Raw genomic sequence first — 17,945 nt, forward strand, 5'->3', positions numbered from 1 at the left:
CTGGCGTCGACTTTTTCAGATGATAGATGTCATGGTTTTACATGCCGCCCTTCTCTATCGGTGCCGTTTATAGTACAATGGTTTATAGTCCATAATATATACCGTAAAGGAGTGTATTTCCATGCCACTGCAGCTTAGCACTGAACTTGGCCAAATATCCGTAACCGATAACACCATCGCCGTCATAGCAGGCTCCGCAGCCATGGATTGTTATGGACTTGTCGGAATGGCGTCCCGCAAGCAATTGAAAGACGGCATTGCCGAGCTGCTCGGCCGAGAGAATATGTCGAGGGGCGTCGAGGTTCGAAGGGACAACGACAGTCTGCAGATTGATCTGCACATTATTGTGAGCTATGGAACGAAAATTTCCGAGGTGGCCCACAATATTCAAACCAAAGTGAAATATGTTCTAAACGAGGTTATCGGTTTACAAGTGGATCAGGTTCATATATTTGTACAGGATGTTAGGGTAATAACTTAGTAGCATAGTAGCAGGAAGGGGAATTTTCGTTGAGTAAGCGCTCCATTAACGGATCTGATTTTACCGCCATGGCACTGCTCGGTGCGGAAATGTTGCAGCAAAACGTAGACCGGGTAAATGCATTGAATGTGTTTCCGGTGCCAGACGGGGATACGGGAACGAATATGAATCTTACGATTGCATCGGGGGTTCGCGAGCTGCGGAGCAAGCCTTCGGAGCAGCTTGGCAAGGCGACAGAGGCTATGTCCAAAGGACTTCTTATGGGAGCAAGGGGCAATTCCGGGGTTATTCTATCCCAGCTGTTCCGTGGTTTCTCTAAATCGCTTGCCAATCTGGAAGAAGCAGGCACGACGCAATTGGCTGCCGCATTCCAGCAAGGCGTAGATATGGCTTATAAAGCGGTGGTCAAGCCGGTAGAGGGCACCATTCTTACGGTTGCCAAAGAAGCTGCCAAGCATGCGGTTCAGCATGCCCGCCGTACGAATGATGTTGTCGAGCTGATGCGCGAGGTGCATGCCAAGGCGCATGAGGCACTGCAGCGCACGCCGGATTTACTGCCTATATTGAAGCAGGTTGGCGTCGTCGATTCAGGCGGACAAGGACTTGTCTTCATATATGAAGGGTTTGTCCGCAGTTTAACTGAAGGCAGTCATTCGCAAGATGCATATCCGTTTCAATCAGAGGCGGCAGCGCCTGAGGAAGTTGCCGTTGCCCAGCCGATCGTGGAGCCAAGACGTACATCGATACCGTCCGCGACATCAGCGCAGTCACGCCTGTCTACAGAAGGCATTGAGTTTCTATACGATATGGAATTCTTTATTAAAAGGAATGTGAGCGGGAATAGTGCGCCGTTTTTTGATGAATACGCTTTCAAAAAAACGTTGGAAAAAGACGGTGACTCCATTCTTGTCATCGTCGAGGATGATATCATTAAAGTGCATGTCCATTCCCGTAAACCGGGAGATGTGTTCAACTTGGCATTGCCTTACGGCGAGCTTACCGATATGCACATTCTGAACATGCGTGAGCAGCACCGCGAGCTGCTCATGCAAGAGGGAGATGCCCCGTCGTTTGCTGCTGTTCCTGAATATGCGCTTAGCGGAGACATATCGTCGGCGCAGCTGCTCGCAGGTACAGATTCGCAGCAGGTAGTGCCGCCGGGCCAAGTTCATGAATGGGCGCCGTTTGGCATCATTGCGGTTGCGATGGGAGAAGGGATCACGAATATCTTTCTAGGCAACGAGGTTGATATCGTCCTCTCCGGCGGACAGACGATGAATCCGAGCACGGAGGATTTTCTGAAGGCGATTGAGTCATTGCCGGCAGAGCATATTTATTTGCTGCCTAATAACGGCAACATTATTCTTGCTGCCGAGCAAGCGGCCGAGCTGAGCGAGCGGAACGTGACGGTTATCCCGACCAAGACGATTCCGCAAGGGCTATCCGCAATTCTGGCCTTTAAGGAAGACGAGTCGGCGGAACGCAATGCCGCCTGGATGAAGAACGCGGCGGAGCAGGTGCTCTCCGGTCAAGTCACTCATGCTGTGCGCGATACTTCGATTGATGGTGTGGACATCCGGGAGGGTGATTATATCGCCATTAAGGAAAAAGGAATTATCGCGGCATCGAAGGAACTGCAGCAGGCATGCCAGCTGCTGATTGCCAGCATGATGGAGCAGGGCGGCGATTTGCTGACGGTGTTGACTGGTGAGGATGCGGAGGATGCTGACATCGGCGCGCTTAGCGCCTGGATGGAAGAAATGTATCCGGACGTTGAACTGGAGCTGCTTGAAGGCGGGCAGCCGCTTTATCCGTATTTGTTTGCATTAGAGTAACGTTTTGTTTCTGAATATAAAGGGGGATGGCTAATGGGGAAGATTCGAATCGTTGTCGACAGCACATGCGATATTCCGCTGCCAGTTCGGGAAGAGCTGGGGATTGAAATGGTGCCGTTAAAGGTGCTGTTCGGCGAGGAGACGTATTTGGATTATGTGACAATCGGCTCTGAGCAATTCTACGAGAAGCTGGCTGCATCGTCGGCACTGCCAACAACTTCCCAACCGTCTCCGTCCGAATTTCAATCCGTCTATGAGCGCGTGCTTCAGGAAGATCCCGGTGCATCCATCATTTCGATCCATCTATCGGGCGCGGTCAGCGGTACTTATCAGTCTGCGGTTATCGGCAAGTCGATGCTGGAGGAAGAAGCGGATATTACGATCTATGACAGCAAATCAGCTTCTTACGGCGCTGGAATGCGTGCGGTAGCTGCAGCGAGAATGGCTGCGGCCGGCCGTTCGAAAGAAGAAATTATTGCGGAAATCGAGCGTTTGGAGCGGGATACTCAGCTTTATTTTCTCGTCGATTCGCTGGAATATTTGCAAAAGGGCGGCCGGATTGGCCGAGCTTCGGCGCTGATTGGCTCGTTGTTGAATATTAAGCCGATTCTGTCGCTGGACAAAGAAGGTACGGTCTACTCGGTAGACAAGCAGCGCGGGACGAAAAAAGCGATCCAGCGCATTATCGATATGCTGGATCAGTCTTTTGGCAGCGACCCTGTGGCGATTACGATTGCCTGGACGCAAGGAAATGCCATCGCGATGGATCTGTGCGAACAGGTGAAGAGCAAATTCAATGTACAGTCGGTTGATTTTACGACGATTGGGGCGGTTATCGGGACGCATGTTGGTCCGGGTACCTCTGCCGTGTTCATGTACAGAGTGTGAGGTTGATAATGATGACGCTGGATCAAATTAGCGTCCGGCAAATTAAAGGCGTGAGCGCTCCTAAGGAGGAAGAGCTTCACGCCTTTGGCGTTCAGACTATCGCCGATTTGCTGGACTACTTTCCATATCGATACGAGGATTATCGCATTCGCGAGTTGTCCGAAGTGAAGGACGGAGAAAAAGTAACGGTGCAGGGCACGATTCGCGGCAATGGCATACTGCAGCGTTATGGCCGCAGTAAATCGAGGCTGACGTGCAAAATTGAAATCGAGCATATGCTGGTGACCGCAGTTTGGTTCAACCGGCATTTTCTGCAAAGCCAGCTTGTGCCAGGCAGAGAAATTGTACTGACTGGCAAGTGGGAGCAGCAGCGGCTGCAAATGACGATCTCCGAGTCTGAGTTTCCCGATAAGGCGGGTGCTCCGAAATCGGGTACGCTGCAGCCGGTTTATTCCGTGGGTGGCGGCATTACGCAGCCCTGGATGCGCAAGACGGTTGGACAGGCATTGGTGCAGTACGGCGCAATGATTGAAGAGGTGCTGCCGCATTCGCTTGTGGAACAGCACCAATTGATGTCACGGCGAGACGCCGTGCTGCACATTCATCAGCCTGGAGATGTACGGGAAGGGCAGGAAGCGCGGCGGAGAATGGTGTATGAGGAGCTGTTCCTCTTTCAACTCAAGCTGCAAGCATACCGTTCGTTGAATCGCAGCCGCGGTGACGGCATTGCGCATAAGGTCAATGGAGAGACGATCCGGTTATTCGCTCAGACTCTGCCTTTCGAGCTGACGGACGGGCAGAAGAAAGTCGTGAACGAAATTATGTCAGATATGCGCCAGCCTGCCGCGATGAACCGATTGCTGCAAGGCGACGTTGGCTCCGGCAAGACGGTAGTAGCTGCGATTGCTCTATACTGTACCGTTAAGGCGGGGCATCAAGGCGCGCTGATGGTGCCGACGGAGATTTTGGCGGATCAGCATTTGCGGTCGCTGCAAAAGCTGTTCGCGGATACAGGAATTGAGGTCGGTCTGCTGACCGGCAGCATGACGGAACGCCGCCGCCGTGATGTACTTGCAGGCTTGCAGATGGGGATGATCGACATCATCGTTGGGACGCATGCGCTTATTCAGGACGGCGTGTTTTTCCGCAGTCTGGGACTTGTCGTAACGGACGAGCAGCATCGGTTTGGCGTTAACCAGCGGAGCGTGCTGCGCCGCAAAGGGCTGAATCCCGATGTACTGACGATGACGGCGACGCCAATTCCGCGGACCCTTGCTATTACGGCATTTGGCGATATGGACGTGTCGACCATCCGAGAGCGTCCGCATGGGCGGAAGCCGATCAAGACGTATTGGGTAAAGCATGGCATGATGGACCGGGTGCTGGGTTTTATCCGCAAAGAGGTGGATGAAGGCCGGCAGGCTTACGTCATTTGTCCGCTGATTGAAGAATCGGACAAGCTGGATGTGCAGAACGCGATCGACGTATTCGTGCAGATGCAGCAGGCTTTCCCGGATTTGAAGGTCGGGCTGCTGCACGGACGGTTGACCGCTTCGGAGAAGGATGAGATTATGAGCAGCTTCAGCGCCAATGAGACGCAGCTGCTCATCGCGACGACGGTAGTCGAGGTTGGCGTTGACGTGCCGAATGCAACGCTCATGATTATTATGGATTCCGAGCGGTTTGGGCTGTCGCAGCTTCATCAGCTGCGGGGCCGTGTCGGGCGCGGCGAGCATCAATCGCACTGTATTCTTGTCGCCGATCCGAAGTCAGAGACGGGCCGCGAGCGGATGAAGGTCATGACGGAGACGGATGACGGCTTCGAGGTAGCGCGGCGGGACTTAGAGCTTCGAGGGCCGGGAGACTTTTTCGGAACGAAGCAAAGCGGACTGCCGGAATTTCGGGTTGCGGATATGGCGGCTGACTTTGAAACGCTGGAATTAGCCCGGGACGATGCAGCTCAGCTGTGCGCGGAGGACGATTTTTGGACCAATGCTGCTTATGTCCGGGTACGGGCTTATTTGCAGAAGGATCAAATTTTTCAGGGTGAACAGCTGGACTAGGCAACATCTTCTCCATTGCGGCATATAGTTAAACGATGAGAATGCCGGATGGAGGTGTCCTAGCACATGAGTTACCAAAAGTACGGCATTCGGCCGCAGCTGGTCGAACGCGTCAAGTTCAAGATGAAAAATCCGGTTGTGAAGGACCGGATACGTCTGTTGTTGGGCAACGTGACGAAATATGATTTGCAGGACCGCGTCAAGGTGAAAAAACTGGTTAAATCGGCGACCGTTATTTTGCAGGAGCAGTTGACTGAAACGCAAGAGGAACAAATCATTGCATTTGTACTGGGTCAAAAAATAGATCCGAACAACACGTTTCACCTGCTCAAGCTGTGGGGTATGTTCCGGTAACGGAACGGATCTATAGCGGATCAAAAAGGCAGCACCTTGCGAATTTTGCACGGTGCTGCCTTTTTTGAATGAAGTTTGATGGATGCCTGTTTGTTTGTTTACTTGATGCAGCGTGCAGCGAACCATCTTCGCTATTTTGCGAATGCTTGTTCGCAGATTTTGCTCCAAATGTACGGATTTGAGCTAACCAGGCTGTGTTAGCGAAGTAAACTTCGCTATTGGGGAATCCAGATTCTCCAACAACGAAGTTTAGTTCGCTGCTGCTCAGTTGGCATTCGTTATGATAATGTATAGCGAACATAGCTTCGTTCTTTAACGAAGTAGGTTCGCTGAATGGCATTATCGAACAAACAAACTGCTTTTATCGTGTAAGTTGGCAGCTGTTTATCGATGATTTTTCTCGCACTAAATTGCAAAATTGCGTGTTAATGCGGAAAAATCGCGATTTTGCGCTTACCATAGCCCAAGCTGTTCGTCTTGCGAGCCGGTCTCCAGCGAAATAGGCTCGATGCAATTCGGCTCGTCATGGCGCACATTGCCGACAGCAGCTGCGACGGGATAGGCTTCCAACTCGTCCGCTGGAAAAGGCTGCAGCAACCGTTGCAGCTCATGCGGCTCCTGAACGCTGCGGTCTAACCAAAGCTGCTCGTCGTCTGGATGCAAAATGACCGGCATCCGGTCATGAATAGGTGCCATCAGCGCATTAGGGGCAGTTGTCATAATCGTGCAGCTGTTGACCGTCGTTCCATCGGGTGCCATCCATGTCTCATACAAGCCCGCCATGCTGAAGATAGAGCGGTCCCTGCGGACGATGCGCATCGGCTGCTTGCCTTTGCCTGCGGCGTCCTTTTTCCATTCATAAAAGCCGTCTGCCGGAATGAGGCAGCGCTTGCGGCGCATCGGCGTCTGGAACGCCGGCTTGCTGGCTGCCGTCTCGGAGCGGGCGTTCAGCATCATGTAGCCGACTTTAGGGCTGTCGGCCCACGGCGGAATAAGGCCCCACTTCAGCTCACCCAGCCGGTTCTGCTTGCCGTCGTTGACAATCGCAAGCACCATCTGCCCAGGTGCCACATTATATTTCGGCTGATGATAAGGGACAGTTACCGCTCCAATCATATAGCGGATCATCAGCTCCTCCAACGTCACTGCGATTGTGTATCTCCCGCACATGGTACGCGCCCCCTTTTTTTCCATGAAAGAATCGTTACTATTATTATGCCTGAACAAGCGTTGGCTCGGCAAATTTACCCGACGGATTTTCATTTCGCATACGCTCGCTGTATGATTGATTCAATAGGCAATGAGACGGGGCGGGTCATGAATAGAGTTCGGCGCATCATTTACTGGTTCCGGATGATGCCGTGCCGTGCAATTCTAAATGAGGTGTGGATATGGTAAATGTGGAAAAAGAGGATTTAAGAGTTTTGCGTACAAAACGGATATTAAATGAAGCGTTTATACAATTGTTGAAGGAGAAGCCTTTTTATAAAATTTCAGTTCATGCTCTTGCTGAGAAAGCGCAAATCAATCGGGTCACCTTCTATTTGCATTATAAAAATATGAATGTTTTTACGGACAATTTTTTAAGCGAGTATTTATTGAAGATTCAACAGTCCCTGATGAATTATTATGATGCATCTTTGCCTGCTGAAGAACGGGAACGGCAAATGTTTGAGCATATGTTGCAGTACATTCAAGAAAACAAAGAGGTATATCAGCTTTTGTTCGTTAAAAAAGCGCTCCCTCAATTCGATCAGCAGCTGATTCAACTATTGAAATCTCCTGCCGTCGAGCATATTCATGAAGTGATCCTTCACCGGCAATCAATCACGGATTATGAAATGCCTAGAGAAGTTGCGGCATGGTACGCTATTTCGGCTATGATTGGAACGATTACCTTGTGGCTAGAGCAGGATTTGCCGTATTCCCCTAAATACTTGGCGGATAAAATCGTGCGGCTGAATCCGTTCCGTATTATGACATAACAAAAAACCGAAAAAAAATGTCTAAGATTTCATGCCTAATTAACGCTTAACTTGGAAGTGTAGTATATCTTACGTTTTCCCGTAAAGGTGTAAATTGCAGCAATCCGCATATCGCTCTACTATGGAGGAGAACTGCGATATGATGGAGGCGAGCATATACAATGAAAGCAGGAATTTATTACGGCCAAAATGATGTTCGAGTCGAAGAGCTGTCCATGCCGGCCATTGGGCCAAAGGATGTGTTAATCCGCAACTTGCGCGGCGGTATTTGCGGTACAGATATTAATATCGTAAAGTCGGGAGGGGATATGGGCATACGTCCCGGCAAAGAGTTTGGCCATGAGTTGTTCGGTGAAGTTGTGGAGGTTGGTGCGGAGGTCGCAACGATTTCCATTGGCATGCGGGTTGGCGTGAATCCGATTACAGCTACGCGAGCAGGGAAGTTTTTCTCGCTGGAGGTGGGAGGTTTCTCACAATATGTACGAATCGAGGATGCGGAGCTAGATTATAACTTGTATCTCTTCTCCGACGAAGTAACGCCTGAGGAAGCTGCTCTTATGGAGCCGATGAGTGTTGGATTCCACGGCGCATTCGCAGCTAACCCGAAACCGGGCGAGCATATCGTCGTGCTGGGAGCGGGTCCAATCGGCTTGTCCGCTGCTGCTGGGTTAATTGGCGAAAATATTAGCGACGTTGTCGTCGTTGATATCGATGATTGGCGTTTGGCCAAAGCCGCGCAATTAGGCGCGAAAACAATCAATACAAGGAAGCAGGATCTGGCAGCGACCCTTGCCGAATATTTCGGAACAGCTGATTATTATGGTCACCCCCGTTCCCGATGTGGACGTGTTTGTGGATGCGGCCGGTGCCTCTGCTTTGTTTGAACAAGCTTTCCAGTTAGCTAAGCCTAATGCCCGTTTTGTCATCATTGCAGTCTATAAGCAGGACGTTCCGTTAAGCTTTGTTGAGATGATGAGCAAAGAATTGAAAGTGATTGGCGCAAGCGGTTACACGCATGAAGATATCGCCCGTGTCGTAGATCATATCGAAAAGAAGAAAACGCCAATTACTACGATGGTCACTCATGTTTATCCGATAGACGAGCTTCCGAAAGCATTCGATACCGCTCTCGCGGGAAAAGAAACGATCAAGGTTCTTGTCGACTTAACAAGCTAATCGTATATAAATGATCGACAACTAGATTATGGATCATTGTAATTAAGCGCTAAACATTGAAAATTCAATGTCTAGCGCTTTTTTTTTGATTTGTTTTTTGACTAACCGCCATCTCTATGAATTGCTGCCGGAGCCCATGAAAATACCAGTATAATGTCTTGTCTGGCATACAAATATAGGGTATGATTTCAATATTATACTCCGGCCGGTCTGCTTCCAGCATCTACCGTTGCCGATACAGCGAGGTAGCGATGTTGAAGGCTGAGACGATAAACACTTCATTAATAGATATGGATGAACTAGGCCGCAATACACGGATAGGGAACAAGTACCAGATTAAGAGGACGATTCATCAAAGCGAGCTGTCCATCGTCTATAAGGCAAGGGAGACGGAAACAGGCGAGACGAAGCTGATCAAGGAGTTTTTCCCCCGCCAGATGGTAACGCGCGGAGATAATCGGACTTCAGTTATGACGAGAAAACTTCATGCTGAAGCTTTCGAAGAGCTGAAGCTGCTGTTCGAACGCGAGGCAGCTGTTCTGAAAGCGCTCAATCATCCAGGTATTATCGCTTATTCGGATTATATCGAGATGAATGGTACTGCCTATATTGTGATGGAATATTGCAAGGGCATAACGCTGGAGCAATATATTAAACAGTCTGAAGTGTCCCAAGCGGAGATTGCTGCCATCCTGCGCGCCGTCGTGGACGCGCTTGCACATGTTCATGAACACGGCTTCCTGCATCGTGATATAAAGCCCGCCAACATTATGGTGGAGCCCAATGCGGGGGTGACGAAACTAATCGATTTTGGTTCAGCTATTACGAGCGGCAGCTTGAATAAACAAGCAATATTGACTTCTACCGGTTACTCGCCGCTGGAGTTTTATTCCGAGACGTCCCGGCAAGGCGTAACTTCTGATATTTACAGCTTGGCAGCTACGGTTTATTTTGCTTATACGGGAAAGGCGCCTGTTGATGTAAAAAGACGATTGTTCGAGGATGAATTACAATCGCTTCGCATGCAAAATCGGCATACAGGCTTCGTTCTAAGCCGGCTTATTCATTGGGGGCTTCGGATGTCTCCGGAGAAGCGCTGCAGCTCGCTTCGCTGGATTGAAGCGGGCTTGCGATGGAAAAGTATAACAGGTAGCTGGAGGAAAGGCTGAAACGGTGTTAGCCGTGGGGAGGCTGCCACACATAAAAACAGTATAATAAGGAATTGAAACGTTGAAACACATCAATAGCTGTAACAATAGAACAGGGGCTGTCTCTCTGGTCGTAACCGACCTTTGAGACAGCCCCTGTTCCGTTATTCTGGCCTTGTGAAAATATTAGTCGATGGTTTGATCGGCTTGTACCGAAGCTCAAGCTCGGTCACCCCGTCCTCAAACGTAATATAAAGCTTGTCCCCGTACTGCATAAGCTCCGCACGATCCTTGCGCAGCATTGTTTTGCCGCGAATGAGTGTTGCACGGGAGCTGTTCTTCACATAAAGCGTCTCGTTCTTGCCGGCCTGGAAGGAGATTTGGGCTGCTTCCGGTAGCGGTTCGTTGATTTGCAAAGCCCGGAACAGCTGCAACAGCGTTACATTGCTGTTCGAGAATGAGGTTAATGGCCAATAGGTTACCGGTATTTCATTTCCGCTTGCCGTATTCAAGAAATATCCTTCTAGTCTGCCGGCGAAAGCAGGCTTAGGCTTCAGGAAATAGAAGAGGGCGATGCCGATTATAATAACACCGAGAACGATTAGTCCGATACGGATAACCGGGGTCCAACTGGAATGAACGTTAACGGTGAACTCACGTGTAACGCTGCCGCCTTCCGGATCGATAGCGCGAATTTTGATTGTTGCGCTGCCGGTTTTGACAAGCGAAAGGGCAAGTGCATCTTCTGTGAGGCTGGCCTTCACGGCTTTGCCTTCTGAATCGGGCAGTATTTCATACGTTAATGGATCATTGTTCGGGTCGTTGAACAAAGTATCCAGTTTGATTGCTGCGGTTTTATCTTCTTTTCTTAGCGATACGCTGTCCGAGGCACTTCCTTTCTCCGGCGGGATATTGCCAAGCTTCAGCTTGCCTCCTGACAGGAGGCGGTAAAAATCGCTGCCTTCGACCCGAACGCTCCAGCTATAGGAAGCGGATGCGGGGAAGGTGTAATCGGTTTGCAATTTGCCGTCAAGGTATGCCATTTCCGTCTGAGCGCTTTTTCCATCATCGTCATTGGTAACGGTTAGAATCGCTTTAGCTGATTTGTAGACATCGGAATCCTTGAGCGGAGTTCCGTCAGGCAGTAGCAGCTCTGCTTCGAAGTGAGCAGGTTGTCCTTTAACAGCTTCCGCCTTGGCATCCTTTGGCGGTATTAGTGTTGCTTGCCCATGAAACTCGTAATTGGACAGGATATAGATTTTGACTAGATCACCAGAAGAACCTCGGAACTTCATATTGAACTTGCCCTTTTCCGGGGAAGCGATTTTTAGAATCGTATATTTATTAGAGTTGTACATGCGAACGTTGGTTGATTGATAGAACAGCTGCGTTTCGGTAATCGGATGCTCAGATATAAGAATAACGTTGGCTTCGCTCATGCTGCCGTTCGGTACGGTCACCGGTATTTCCTGCAATGCCCCGGATGCGGTCAAAGCGGCTACGGGTACTAATATCGATTGGGCCTGATCCGCATAAATCTGATTGAATAATTCCGGCAAATCTTCCGCGCTGCTCGTCATGTAGGACTTGCCTCCGGTCTCGGCGGCGATTCGTCCCAGTTCTTTCTCATTAACAGTACCGTCATGGTTCAAGCCGATTGTATAAATTGGGAATTGCTTCTTTTTCGCAAGCGCAATGGCAGCCGACACATCCCGATCGGAATCCCGATTCGTTCGTTTGGAGTTGGAGCCGATATCGGTTGCGCCGTCAGAGAGCAGAACGACATAGGCGCGGCTGCCCTCCTGCTGCTGTTCGGCCAGCATGTTTGTCCCCTTTAACAGCCCTAGGCCAACATCGGTCGATCCCCTGCGGCGCAATGATTCGAGATCGGATTTCAGCCGGTTGCGCTTATCCTTTATCGAAATGTCGGTTAGCGGCTGCGCCGCTACAATGCTGTGATTGTAAGCAACATATCCAATTCGGGTTCGTTCCGCCTCGCTCATATCCATCAGCATATGAATGACCTCGGCCGAAGTATTGTCGGGGTCGGTTGTTGTCATGGAGAAACTTGTATCCAGCACGAATATCGTATCGAAACGCGGTGCGGGAGGAGGAGCTTCCGCCGCTGCAGCGGCGGATGACATGGAGAGTATACTCAATAAATGAATAGAAAGCACAGATGTTAGTAGTAATAGCTTAATTATATATATTTTCATTTATTATATTCATTTCCTTTCTGTAATCGCAATCAATATTGATTTTATTGGGTTTTATAGTTCAACATGTTCTGTTCATGTGAACCCGTCTAGGACGTACTGCATGCAGGGAGACATAGTCGTTTAGGTCATTTGAGACATTCCGCTATGAATATCGTCGGAAGAATTGTAGGAAAAAGTAATAGTTTGAAATAAAAAGGGGTCTTTTGGTCTAGAAAGAGCTTAAAAATGAGAAAAAAGGAGCAGTTTCAAATTATTGACAAGGAAATATATAACTGTTTAAGATTATCCGTGTACTGATGAATTTTTGTAAGTTTATGTATTTTAATTTTGCAATTATAGAAAGGAGGGGCGTGCGATTGCATCCGTTAAGGAGACTCTAGGACTCTATTCTTAGTAGCTTTGCGATGCAGCTTGCCGCCATGCCGAATGGACATTATTAACCAGACGAACCGCACGATTCTGTTCGAGGAAATCAATCCGGAAAAATTGGATCTGATTACGCTCGTAGGCGACGTGAAGGGTATCGACAGCTTAAGCGATGACAAAATCAAAGAAATCAACAAACAATTGCTGGTCCGCAGCTTCGACGAATTTCTCGACAAATTTTCGCCAAGCGTATACTCGTTTTTCAACGCCGCGAATCAGAAGGTCGTATATGCATTGAAAAGGCCGGAAGGCCTTGAGGAGAATGCCGTTTCGGAAATCAAGATCGATCAGCACAATGATTTTCTGAAAATGCTGTTCACCCTTATCGATACGAAAAGAAGCCAAGGCATTTCCAATGTCGACTTCAAATTCGAGCATTTGCTGGACATGATCTCTCCGAAGAAAGTGATGGATGACATCCGCCAGGTGCGGAAGGAAATCCACTATTTGTACGGCCAATACGAGAAGCTCGACGAGGGCGATCCGAAGAAGCTGGATATGGGCGACAAGCTGAACGTGCTGTTCGAGGAGGCAAGCAAAAACTATAACAACGTAATGGCGATGCTGCCTCTTGCGATCGAGGATATCAAGACGAGACTGCTGCTTGGCGGCTCTCAGGAAGAGAATCAGGCAGAAGCTATTCAAGTTGGCATGCTGACAATCGGCGAGAGCGGCGAGCTCAAAATCATTGAAGCGCCGAAGAGCGACAGCACAGAATTGATGCTGCTGGATGATCAAGCAGGCAGCGGGCTGCCGGAAGTGTTCGCCGACGATTACGGCTCGATCACGGATACGCCTTCCGCCTACGTGAAGGATCTTGTCGTTCGTACGTTCTCTCCGCTTCCTGCGGTACAGAGCGACGTCGACACCTCGACGGAAGTAAGCAATTACAACACGTACCTCGAGTTCTACAAAAATGCGAAGGACGATTTCGTCAAAACGGTAAAGCCGCTCGTGGAAAAAATATTGGGCGTCAAAATGTTCTTCGACCAATACGCGAGCAAAAACAAAGGCATGTCGCCAACGCTGCTCATTACGAACAGCAAGCTGGATATGACCGTTAAGAGCGGCAATATCCCGCGTCTGGAGACGTATCTGAACACCGTCAACTCGAAAAACGACTTCGCCGATACGATCTGGTACGGCATTGTGCCTTCGGTTGAGCTGGAGACGGCGGGTAAAGTTAAAGTTTCCCGCGAGCGCTTCAGAGGCAACGAGAAGCAAGTGAAGGAAGACGGCAACAGCATGGAGTCGCTTTCGATGCTGCTTCAAGTGGTCAGCGAATACAAGGTGCAGGTGTTCTTCAGCTTCGAATCCGGCGAGGAGACGACGTTCAGCAGCATTGCTACGGCGGGTATCGACAAGTATGTTGATAAATGCGCCGTTCTCGTTCGCAAAGGCTTCAGCGAGTTCGCCATCCCTTGTGTACCTAACTTTACGATTATTCCGAAAGACAAGTCGGGCGTCGTCATCGACAGCCGGATGCTGCAGACCGAACACGGCGTGCAGCTGTCTCAGGAGAAGGAAGATATTTTGAAGCTATGGATCGAGGGCGTCTATGTCGGAGCCTCGTATGTAGCGGCGGGTATCGTAGCGGCTTACCAATGTCCGGAATATTTGCGGGAGCAGTTCAAGACGGTCAGCAAGGATTATCCGGGCGTACGCTTCGATATTGAAGCTGGAGACAACGGCCTGCGCGTCGTAACCTCGATGGCGAAGGAAATTTCCGGCTTTACGAACAACATCAAGGATTCCATCAACCGTAAAAACTTTGGCTTTGTCTTCTCCTCGGAGAATGCTCAGCTGCAGGACAAAGACATTCGTCGAATCACGGTGTACAAGGCAAGAAGTCTGGCGATGTCGGAGGATGGCTTCGACTCCATCTACAAGACGCTGGTCAGCACGTATATCGAGCGTATTCTGCGCTTCCAGACGGGCGACTTCAAGCATGAGAACATCGTGAAGTTCTTCAGCAACAATCCGAGCAGCCAGAAGAGCAAGTGGCTTGGCGCGCGCGGATATATCAACTCCGTCATTCAAGACGGCGATGATATGAGCTACATCATCGACGAGAAGAGCAATATGTGCCACATTGATCTCGTATTCAACGGCAACGTGAAAAATCTCGAGGTCATGATTACAAAAGGAACAACGCCGGTTAAGGCGTAGACCTGGCAGTAACCCATTCCGGGTGTTAAAGGTTTAAGTCCCTTCGGGGCTTGCCTTTCAACATATATAATTCACACAGCCATTGGCTGAACAAATTCGAGGAGGCAATTATTCATGGGATTCAGATTGAAAGTAGAAGGCGCAGAAACAATCGAGCTGGGATTGGACAATATTCAAAAGGTTAAGTACGACACGGATACGCCGGATGATTCCAACGCGCGTTCCACAGACGTTGGCGCTACGCTGCTCTTGAGCGGCAAAATCATTACAGCTACGGACGGCGACAGCGCCGACGATACGCTTAAGCTTGCGACTTGGTCGCTTGTGCCGGCTGAGAAAGCGGACGCTTACCGCAAAGTAACGCTGGAAGTTATCGCAGCTGATCAAGTGGTGCGCAAAGTTTACTTCCCGAATGCATTCGTCGTGGATTACACGGAAGAGTTCGGCGATACAGAAGGCGTAGGTACGTTCAGCCTCTACATCAAGCAGAAAAAAGACAAAACCGAGTTTACGAAAATCGAAGGCGGCTACTCCGTTTAACCGTTGACAGCCAACGAATGAATGGATGGAGTGCCTTGCAAAAGGCACTCCGTCTGCTATATATACCAATCCAACGTAAAGAGTTGATTTCGAGCGATGGCTACTACTTATTACGACCTATTGGAGATTACACAGCAGGCGACACCTGATCAGATTAAGCAAGCTTATCGAAAGCTCGCCAAGCGGCATCATCCCGATACAAACGGCGGCAGCCAGGAAGCAGAGAAACGATTTAAAGAAGTGCACGAAGCCTATGAAACGCTGGGTGATCCGGATAAAAGAAGCGCTTATGACGAGCAGCTTGCTGCCGGAGCGCAGCGTGCGCCTGGAGGCGGACCGAAGAAGCCGGGAAGAACGGCCGCTGCTGCTGGAGCGGGTGCGGGCAACAAGACTGGGGCAGATTTCGACATCAATCAGATGTCGCAGCAGTTCGAGCAGTTTTTCGGATTTCATCCGAAGAACAAAGCGGACGGAAACGGCAAACCGCTGAACAAGAAGAGTAACCCGCTGGATACGACCGATTTGTTCAATCGTTTTTTCGGCAAATAAGGAGTGAACTATGGGATGATAGCGCAGGCGACGACGGCGGAAGGTCATAACCGGGGCGGCAAGGGCGGCAGATCGAAAGGGATTATTATTATCGATATCCTTATTTTGATAACTGTGATAGAGGCACTATATTATGCTTTTTTTATTAATACAGACGAGCAGGTCATGTGGGCGGCTGCAATTGCCGCGTTAACGGCGCTGCTTATCTTTTTGGGAGTTAAGCTTAGCAAGAGAAACGGAATGAAGCGCAAGACGGAACCTATAGCAAAGCTCGTGCTGCTGGATGAAGAGGGCGAGCGGATGAAGGAATGGTACATAAACGGGGAAACTTCCTTGCTGATCGGCAAAAGCTCAGGCCGCAGCGAGGTTGACATAGACTTATCCGATGCGGAGTACGCATCGATTATCAGTCCCCAGCATGCGGTGCTGAACTATGCGCAGGGCGCCTGGTATGTCGAGGACCTGGATTCTCGCAACGGCGTCGGTCTGAGAAAGTTCAATCGCAGCGCGGTCACAAGACTGGACAACGAGCAGCCGTACAGGCTGGACGCGGGGGATTTGCTACTGATCGCGAACACAAGATTGCTGGTGAAATAATAACGATGAATTTGCCGCGTATCGCCGGTAGAGGGGCGATGACGCTCAAATAGATGGAGGATCGATCACGATGAGTTTGACGAGATGCCCGAATGGCCACATGTTCAGTACGCGAAAGCATGGCAACGTTTGCCCTTATTGCAGCTCCAGCGTTGAATTCCAAGGGGCAAAAGGCGGGGAGAAGAGACCGGTGCAGCAGGTGGAAGAGGATGAAAAAACGATGCCGTATATGGGCGAAGTGAAGGGGATCGATCCGGTCACCGGATGGCTGGTCTGTATTGAGGGTCCTCAGCTTGGCCAAGATTACCGCATTATGGCGGAGAAAAATCTTTATCGGCCGCTCGGAGGAAATGCATATCCGCATTATTGGTGATAATTCGGTCTCCAGGCGCAATCATGCCGTTATCGTCTATGATCCGAAGAAACGGAACTTCTATCTGCTGCCGGGCGACGCTTCGGGGCTTGCCTACCATAACAATGAAGCGGTCTATTCCCCTGTCGAACTGACCGCTTATGACGTTGTGCAGCTGGGAAGGAGCAAGTTTATTTTCATTCCGCTCTGCGGAACGCACTTTGAATGGGAAGACAGCGGGGCTTAACGGGATGATGCTTATGCAGATTATCCAACTTCCTCCGCTTGTCATTCTGCTCGCTTTTATCCTTGTTATTGTCGTTCTGTTGTTGATTCGCCGGCGTCTCGCGGCCAGGGGAGGCCCCGTCGTCCGGCAACAACCGCCTGCCGTGCAGATCGGGAACGGGCAGACGATTGGCGCACGGGATGAGCAGGATGATTATTTCGCAACGGCGGAGACACCGGCAGGAACGATAGCCGTTTTAGCAGATGGCATTAGCGGTCTGGCAAACGGCAGAATGGCAAGTACGACCGCCGTATCGACGTTCATCAGGCAGTTCATGAATGTGAATAGCGAGCGGGAAATCGCGCCGTTTCTTAGTCAAGCTGCACGACAGGCGAATGGAGATATATTGCGCCAGCTTAGCGGCTCGAATGGCGGGACGACCGCCGTCGCCGCCATCGTCTGCGGCGACGCTCTTCATTGGGGAGCGGTCGGCGACAGCGTCATTATCATCTACCGGAAAGGTGAATTCATCCCGGTGAACCGGAAGCATATATTGGCGACGGTGCTGGAAGAACGCTGCCTTTCGGGTGAAATAACAGCCGATCAGGCGCGGGGAAACCCGATGCGAAAACGGCTTATCAATTACTTGGGCTATGAAAGCTTCGAGAGTATGGATATTTGCGAGGAGCCGTTCCGCTTGAAGCCAAAGGATAAAATATTGCTTTGCAGCGACGGGCTTTACAACGGCCTGACGGAAATTGAGATGGATGAGGTGCTTGGCAGGGGAATGCCGCCGTATGAAGCCGCGGAGCAGCTGATCGAAGCTATTGAACGGAAAAGACTGAAGAATCAGGACAATGCGACGATTGTTATTTTGGAGCCGGCTTTGTAACGGTATGAAGATCAGCCAAGCGAGGAACGGCATGTAAGCGGAGGT

At 50.1% G+C, this 17,945-nt stretch carries 16 protein-coding genes and 1 pseudogene; 15 read left to right on the plus strand and 2 right to left on the minus strand.

What is annotated here, in order from left to right:
- Positions 1–121: 121 nt before the first annotated feature.
- From TY10_RS02230 to TY10_RS02250, 5 genes are all read left to right on the plus strand, one after another.
- The gene (locus TY10_RS02230) at positions 122–481 is read left to right on the plus strand and encodes an Asp23/Gls24 family envelope stress response protein (protein WP_042160150.1); all 360 of its coding nucleotides are present in this window, start codon (positions 122–124) and stop codon (positions 479–481) included.
- Positions 482–549: 68 nt separating this feature from the next.
- Positions 550–2,316, plus strand: coding sequence for a DAK2 domain-containing protein (locus TY10_RS02235; protein ID WP_202903136.1), 1,767 nt, complete (start codon positions 550–552; stop codon positions 2,314–2,316).
- A 33-nt stretch (positions 2,317–2,349) separates the two neighbouring features.
- The gene (locus tag TY10_RS02240; protein WP_042160153.1) at positions 2,350–3,204 is read left to right on the plus strand and encodes a DegV family protein; all 855 of its coding nucleotides are present in this window, start codon (positions 2,350–2,352) and stop codon (positions 3,202–3,204) included.
- An 11-nt stretch (positions 3,205–3,215) separates the two neighbouring features.
- Entirely contained in the window at positions 3,216–5,267 is a 2,052-nt protein-coding gene (gene recG, locus TY10_RS02245; RefSeq protein ID WP_202903137.1) for an ATP-dependent DNA helicase RecG, read from the plus strand.
- Between the two features lie 66 nt (positions 5,268–5,333).
- Positions 5,334–5,621, plus strand: a complete 288-nt coding sequence (locus TY10_RS02250) for a stage VI sporulation protein F (RefSeq protein WP_042160155.1) — start codon at positions 5,334–5,336, stop codon at positions 5,619–5,621.
- Positions 5,622–6,074: 453 nt separating this feature from the next.
- On the opposite strand, the gene TY10_RS02255 is transcribed toward TY10_RS02250, so the two are convergent.
- Positions 6,075–6,791: an SOS response-associated peptidase gene (locus TY10_RS02255; RefSeq protein WP_042160157.1), complete on the minus strand. Its 717-nt coding sequence runs from the start codon at positions 6,789–6,791 to the stop codon at positions 6,075–6,077.
- A 254-nt stretch (positions 6,792–7,045) separates the two neighbouring features.
- Here TY10_RS02255 and TY10_RS02260 point away from each other — a divergent pair, with 254 nt between their 5' ends.
- From TY10_RS02260 to TY10_RS02270, 4 genes are all read left to right on the plus strand, one after another.
- The gene (locus TY10_RS02260; RefSeq protein WP_162160563.1) at positions 7,046–7,606 is read left to right on the plus strand and encodes a TetR/AcrR family transcriptional regulator; all 561 of its coding nucleotides are present in this window, start codon (positions 7,046–7,048) and stop codon (positions 7,604–7,606) included.
- A gap of 161 nt (positions 7,607–7,767) precedes the next feature.
- Positions 7,768–8,490 (plus strand): zinc-dependent alcohol dehydrogenase, encoded by a 723-nt coding sequence (locus TY10_RS02265; protein WP_238327409.1) that lies wholly within the window; start codon positions 7,768–7,770, stop codon positions 8,488–8,490.
- Positions 8,483–8,782 carry an MDR/zinc-dependent alcohol dehydrogenase-like family protein gene (locus TY10_RS31225; RefSeq protein WP_238327410.1) on the plus strand — a complete coding sequence of 100 codons (300 nt, stop codon included), beginning with the start codon at positions 8,483–8,485 and terminating at the stop codon, positions 8,780–8,782. Before TY10_RS02265 ends, TY10_RS31225 begins: the two co-directional genes overlap by 8 nt.
- Positions 8,783–9,033: 251 nt before the next feature.
- A complete protein-coding gene (locus tag TY10_RS02270; RefSeq protein WP_042160161.1) occupies positions 9,034–9,951 on the plus strand; it encodes a serine/threonine protein kinase in 918 nt (305 codons plus the stop codon).
- 143 nt (positions 9,952–10,094) lie between these two features.
- Here TY10_RS02270 and TY10_RS02275 read toward each other — a convergent pair whose 3' ends face one another.
- Positions 10,095–12,074 (minus strand): vWA domain-containing protein, encoded by a 1,980-nt coding sequence (locus TY10_RS02275; RefSeq protein ID WP_052350300.1) that lies wholly within the window; start codon positions 12,072–12,074, stop codon positions 10,095–10,097.
- A 501-nt stretch (positions 12,075–12,575) separates the two neighbouring features.
- Between TY10_RS02275 and TY10_RS02280 the strand changes: the two genes are divergently transcribed.
- The 6 genes and pseudogenes from TY10_RS02280 (at position 12,576) to TY10_RS02305 (ending at position 17,900) form a co-directional block, all read left to right on the plus strand.
- Positions 12,576–14,744, plus strand: a complete 2,169-nt coding sequence (locus TY10_RS02280) for a hypothetical protein (protein WP_042160166.1) — start codon at positions 12,576–12,578, stop codon at positions 14,742–14,744.
- Between the two features lie 114 nt (positions 14,745–14,858).
- Entirely contained in the window at positions 14,859–15,284 is a 426-nt protein-coding gene (locus TY10_RS02285; RefSeq protein WP_042160167.1) for a hypothetical protein, read from the plus strand.
- A gap of 96 nt (positions 15,285–15,380) precedes the next feature.
- On the plus strand, positions 15,381–15,833 hold the full coding sequence (locus TY10_RS02290; protein WP_042160169.1) for a J domain-containing protein: 453 nt from the start codon (positions 15,381–15,383) through the stop codon (positions 15,831–15,833).
- A 15-nt stretch (positions 15,834–15,848) separates the two neighbouring features.
- Positions 15,849–16,430: an FHA domain-containing protein gene (locus tag TY10_RS02295; protein WP_042160171.1), complete on the plus strand. Its 582-nt coding sequence runs from the start codon at positions 15,849–15,851 to the stop codon at positions 16,428–16,430.
- A gap of 70 nt (positions 16,431–16,500) precedes the next feature.
- Positions 16,501–17,029 (plus strand): annotated as a pseudogene (locus tag TY10_RS02300) (FHA domain-containing protein).
- A gap of 13 nt (positions 17,030–17,042) precedes the next feature.
- On the plus strand, positions 17,043–17,900 hold the full coding sequence (locus TY10_RS02305; RefSeq protein WP_202903133.1) for a PP2C family protein-serine/threonine phosphatase: 858 nt from the start codon (positions 17,043–17,045) through the stop codon (positions 17,898–17,900).
- Positions 17,901–17,945: the final 45 nt, after the last annotated feature.

This window comes from Paenibacillus gorillae, from assembly GCF_000513275.1.
GTDB classification, from domain to species: domain Bacteria; phylum Bacillota; class Bacilli; order Paenibacillales; family Paenibacillaceae; genus Pristimantibacillus; species Pristimantibacillus gorillae.

Coding starts and splice junctions, on each gene's coding strand:
- TY10_RS02230 (WP_042160150.1), top strand. CDS start 122: ATGCCACTGCAGCTTAGCACTGAACTTGGCCAAATATCCGTAACCGAT.
- TY10_RS02235 (WP_202903136.1), top strand. CDS start 550: ATGGCACTGCTCGGTGCGGAAATGTTGCAGCAAAACGTAGACCGGGTA.
- TY10_RS02240 (WP_042160153.1), top strand. CDS start 2,350: ATGGGGAAGATTCGAATCGTTGTCGACAGCACATGCGATATTCCGCTG.
- recG (WP_202903137.1), top strand. CDS start 3,216: ATGACGCTGGATCAAATTAGCGTCCGGCAAATTAAAGGCGTGAGCGCT.
- TY10_RS02250 (WP_042160155.1), top strand. CDS start 5,334: ATGAGTTACCAAAAGTACGGCATTCGGCCGCAGCTGGTCGAACGCGTC.
- TY10_RS02255 (WP_042160157.1), bottom strand. CDS start 6,791: ATGTGCGGGAGATACACAATCGCAGTGACGTTGGAGGAGCTGATGATC.
- TY10_RS02265 (WP_238327409.1), top strand. CDS start 7,768: ATGAAAGCAGGAATTTATTACGGCCAAAATGATGTTCGAGTCGAAGAG.
- TY10_RS02270 (WP_042160161.1), top strand. CDS start 9,034: ATGTTGAAGGCTGAGACGATAAACACTTCATTAATAGATATGGATGAA.
- TY10_RS02275 (WP_052350300.1), bottom strand. CDS start 12,074: ATGTCATCCGCCGCTGCAGCGGCGGAAGCTCCTCCTCCCGCACCGCGT.
- TY10_RS02280 (WP_042160166.1), top strand. CDS start 12,576: ATGGACATTATTAACCAGACGAACCGCACGATTCTGTTCGAGGAAATC.
- TY10_RS02285 (WP_042160167.1), top strand. CDS start 14,859: ATGGGATTCAGATTGAAAGTAGAAGGCGCAGAAACAATCGAGCTGGGA.
- TY10_RS02290 (WP_042160169.1), top strand. CDS start 15,381: ATGGCTACTACTTATTACGACCTATTGGAGATTACACAGCAGGCGACA.
- TY10_RS02295 (WP_042160171.1), top strand. CDS start 15,849: ATGATAGCGCAGGCGACGACGGCGGAAGGTCATAACCGGGGCGGCAAG.
- TY10_RS02305 (WP_202903133.1), top strand. CDS start 17,043: ATGCAGATTATCCAACTTCCTCCGCTTGTCATTCTGCTCGCTTTTATC.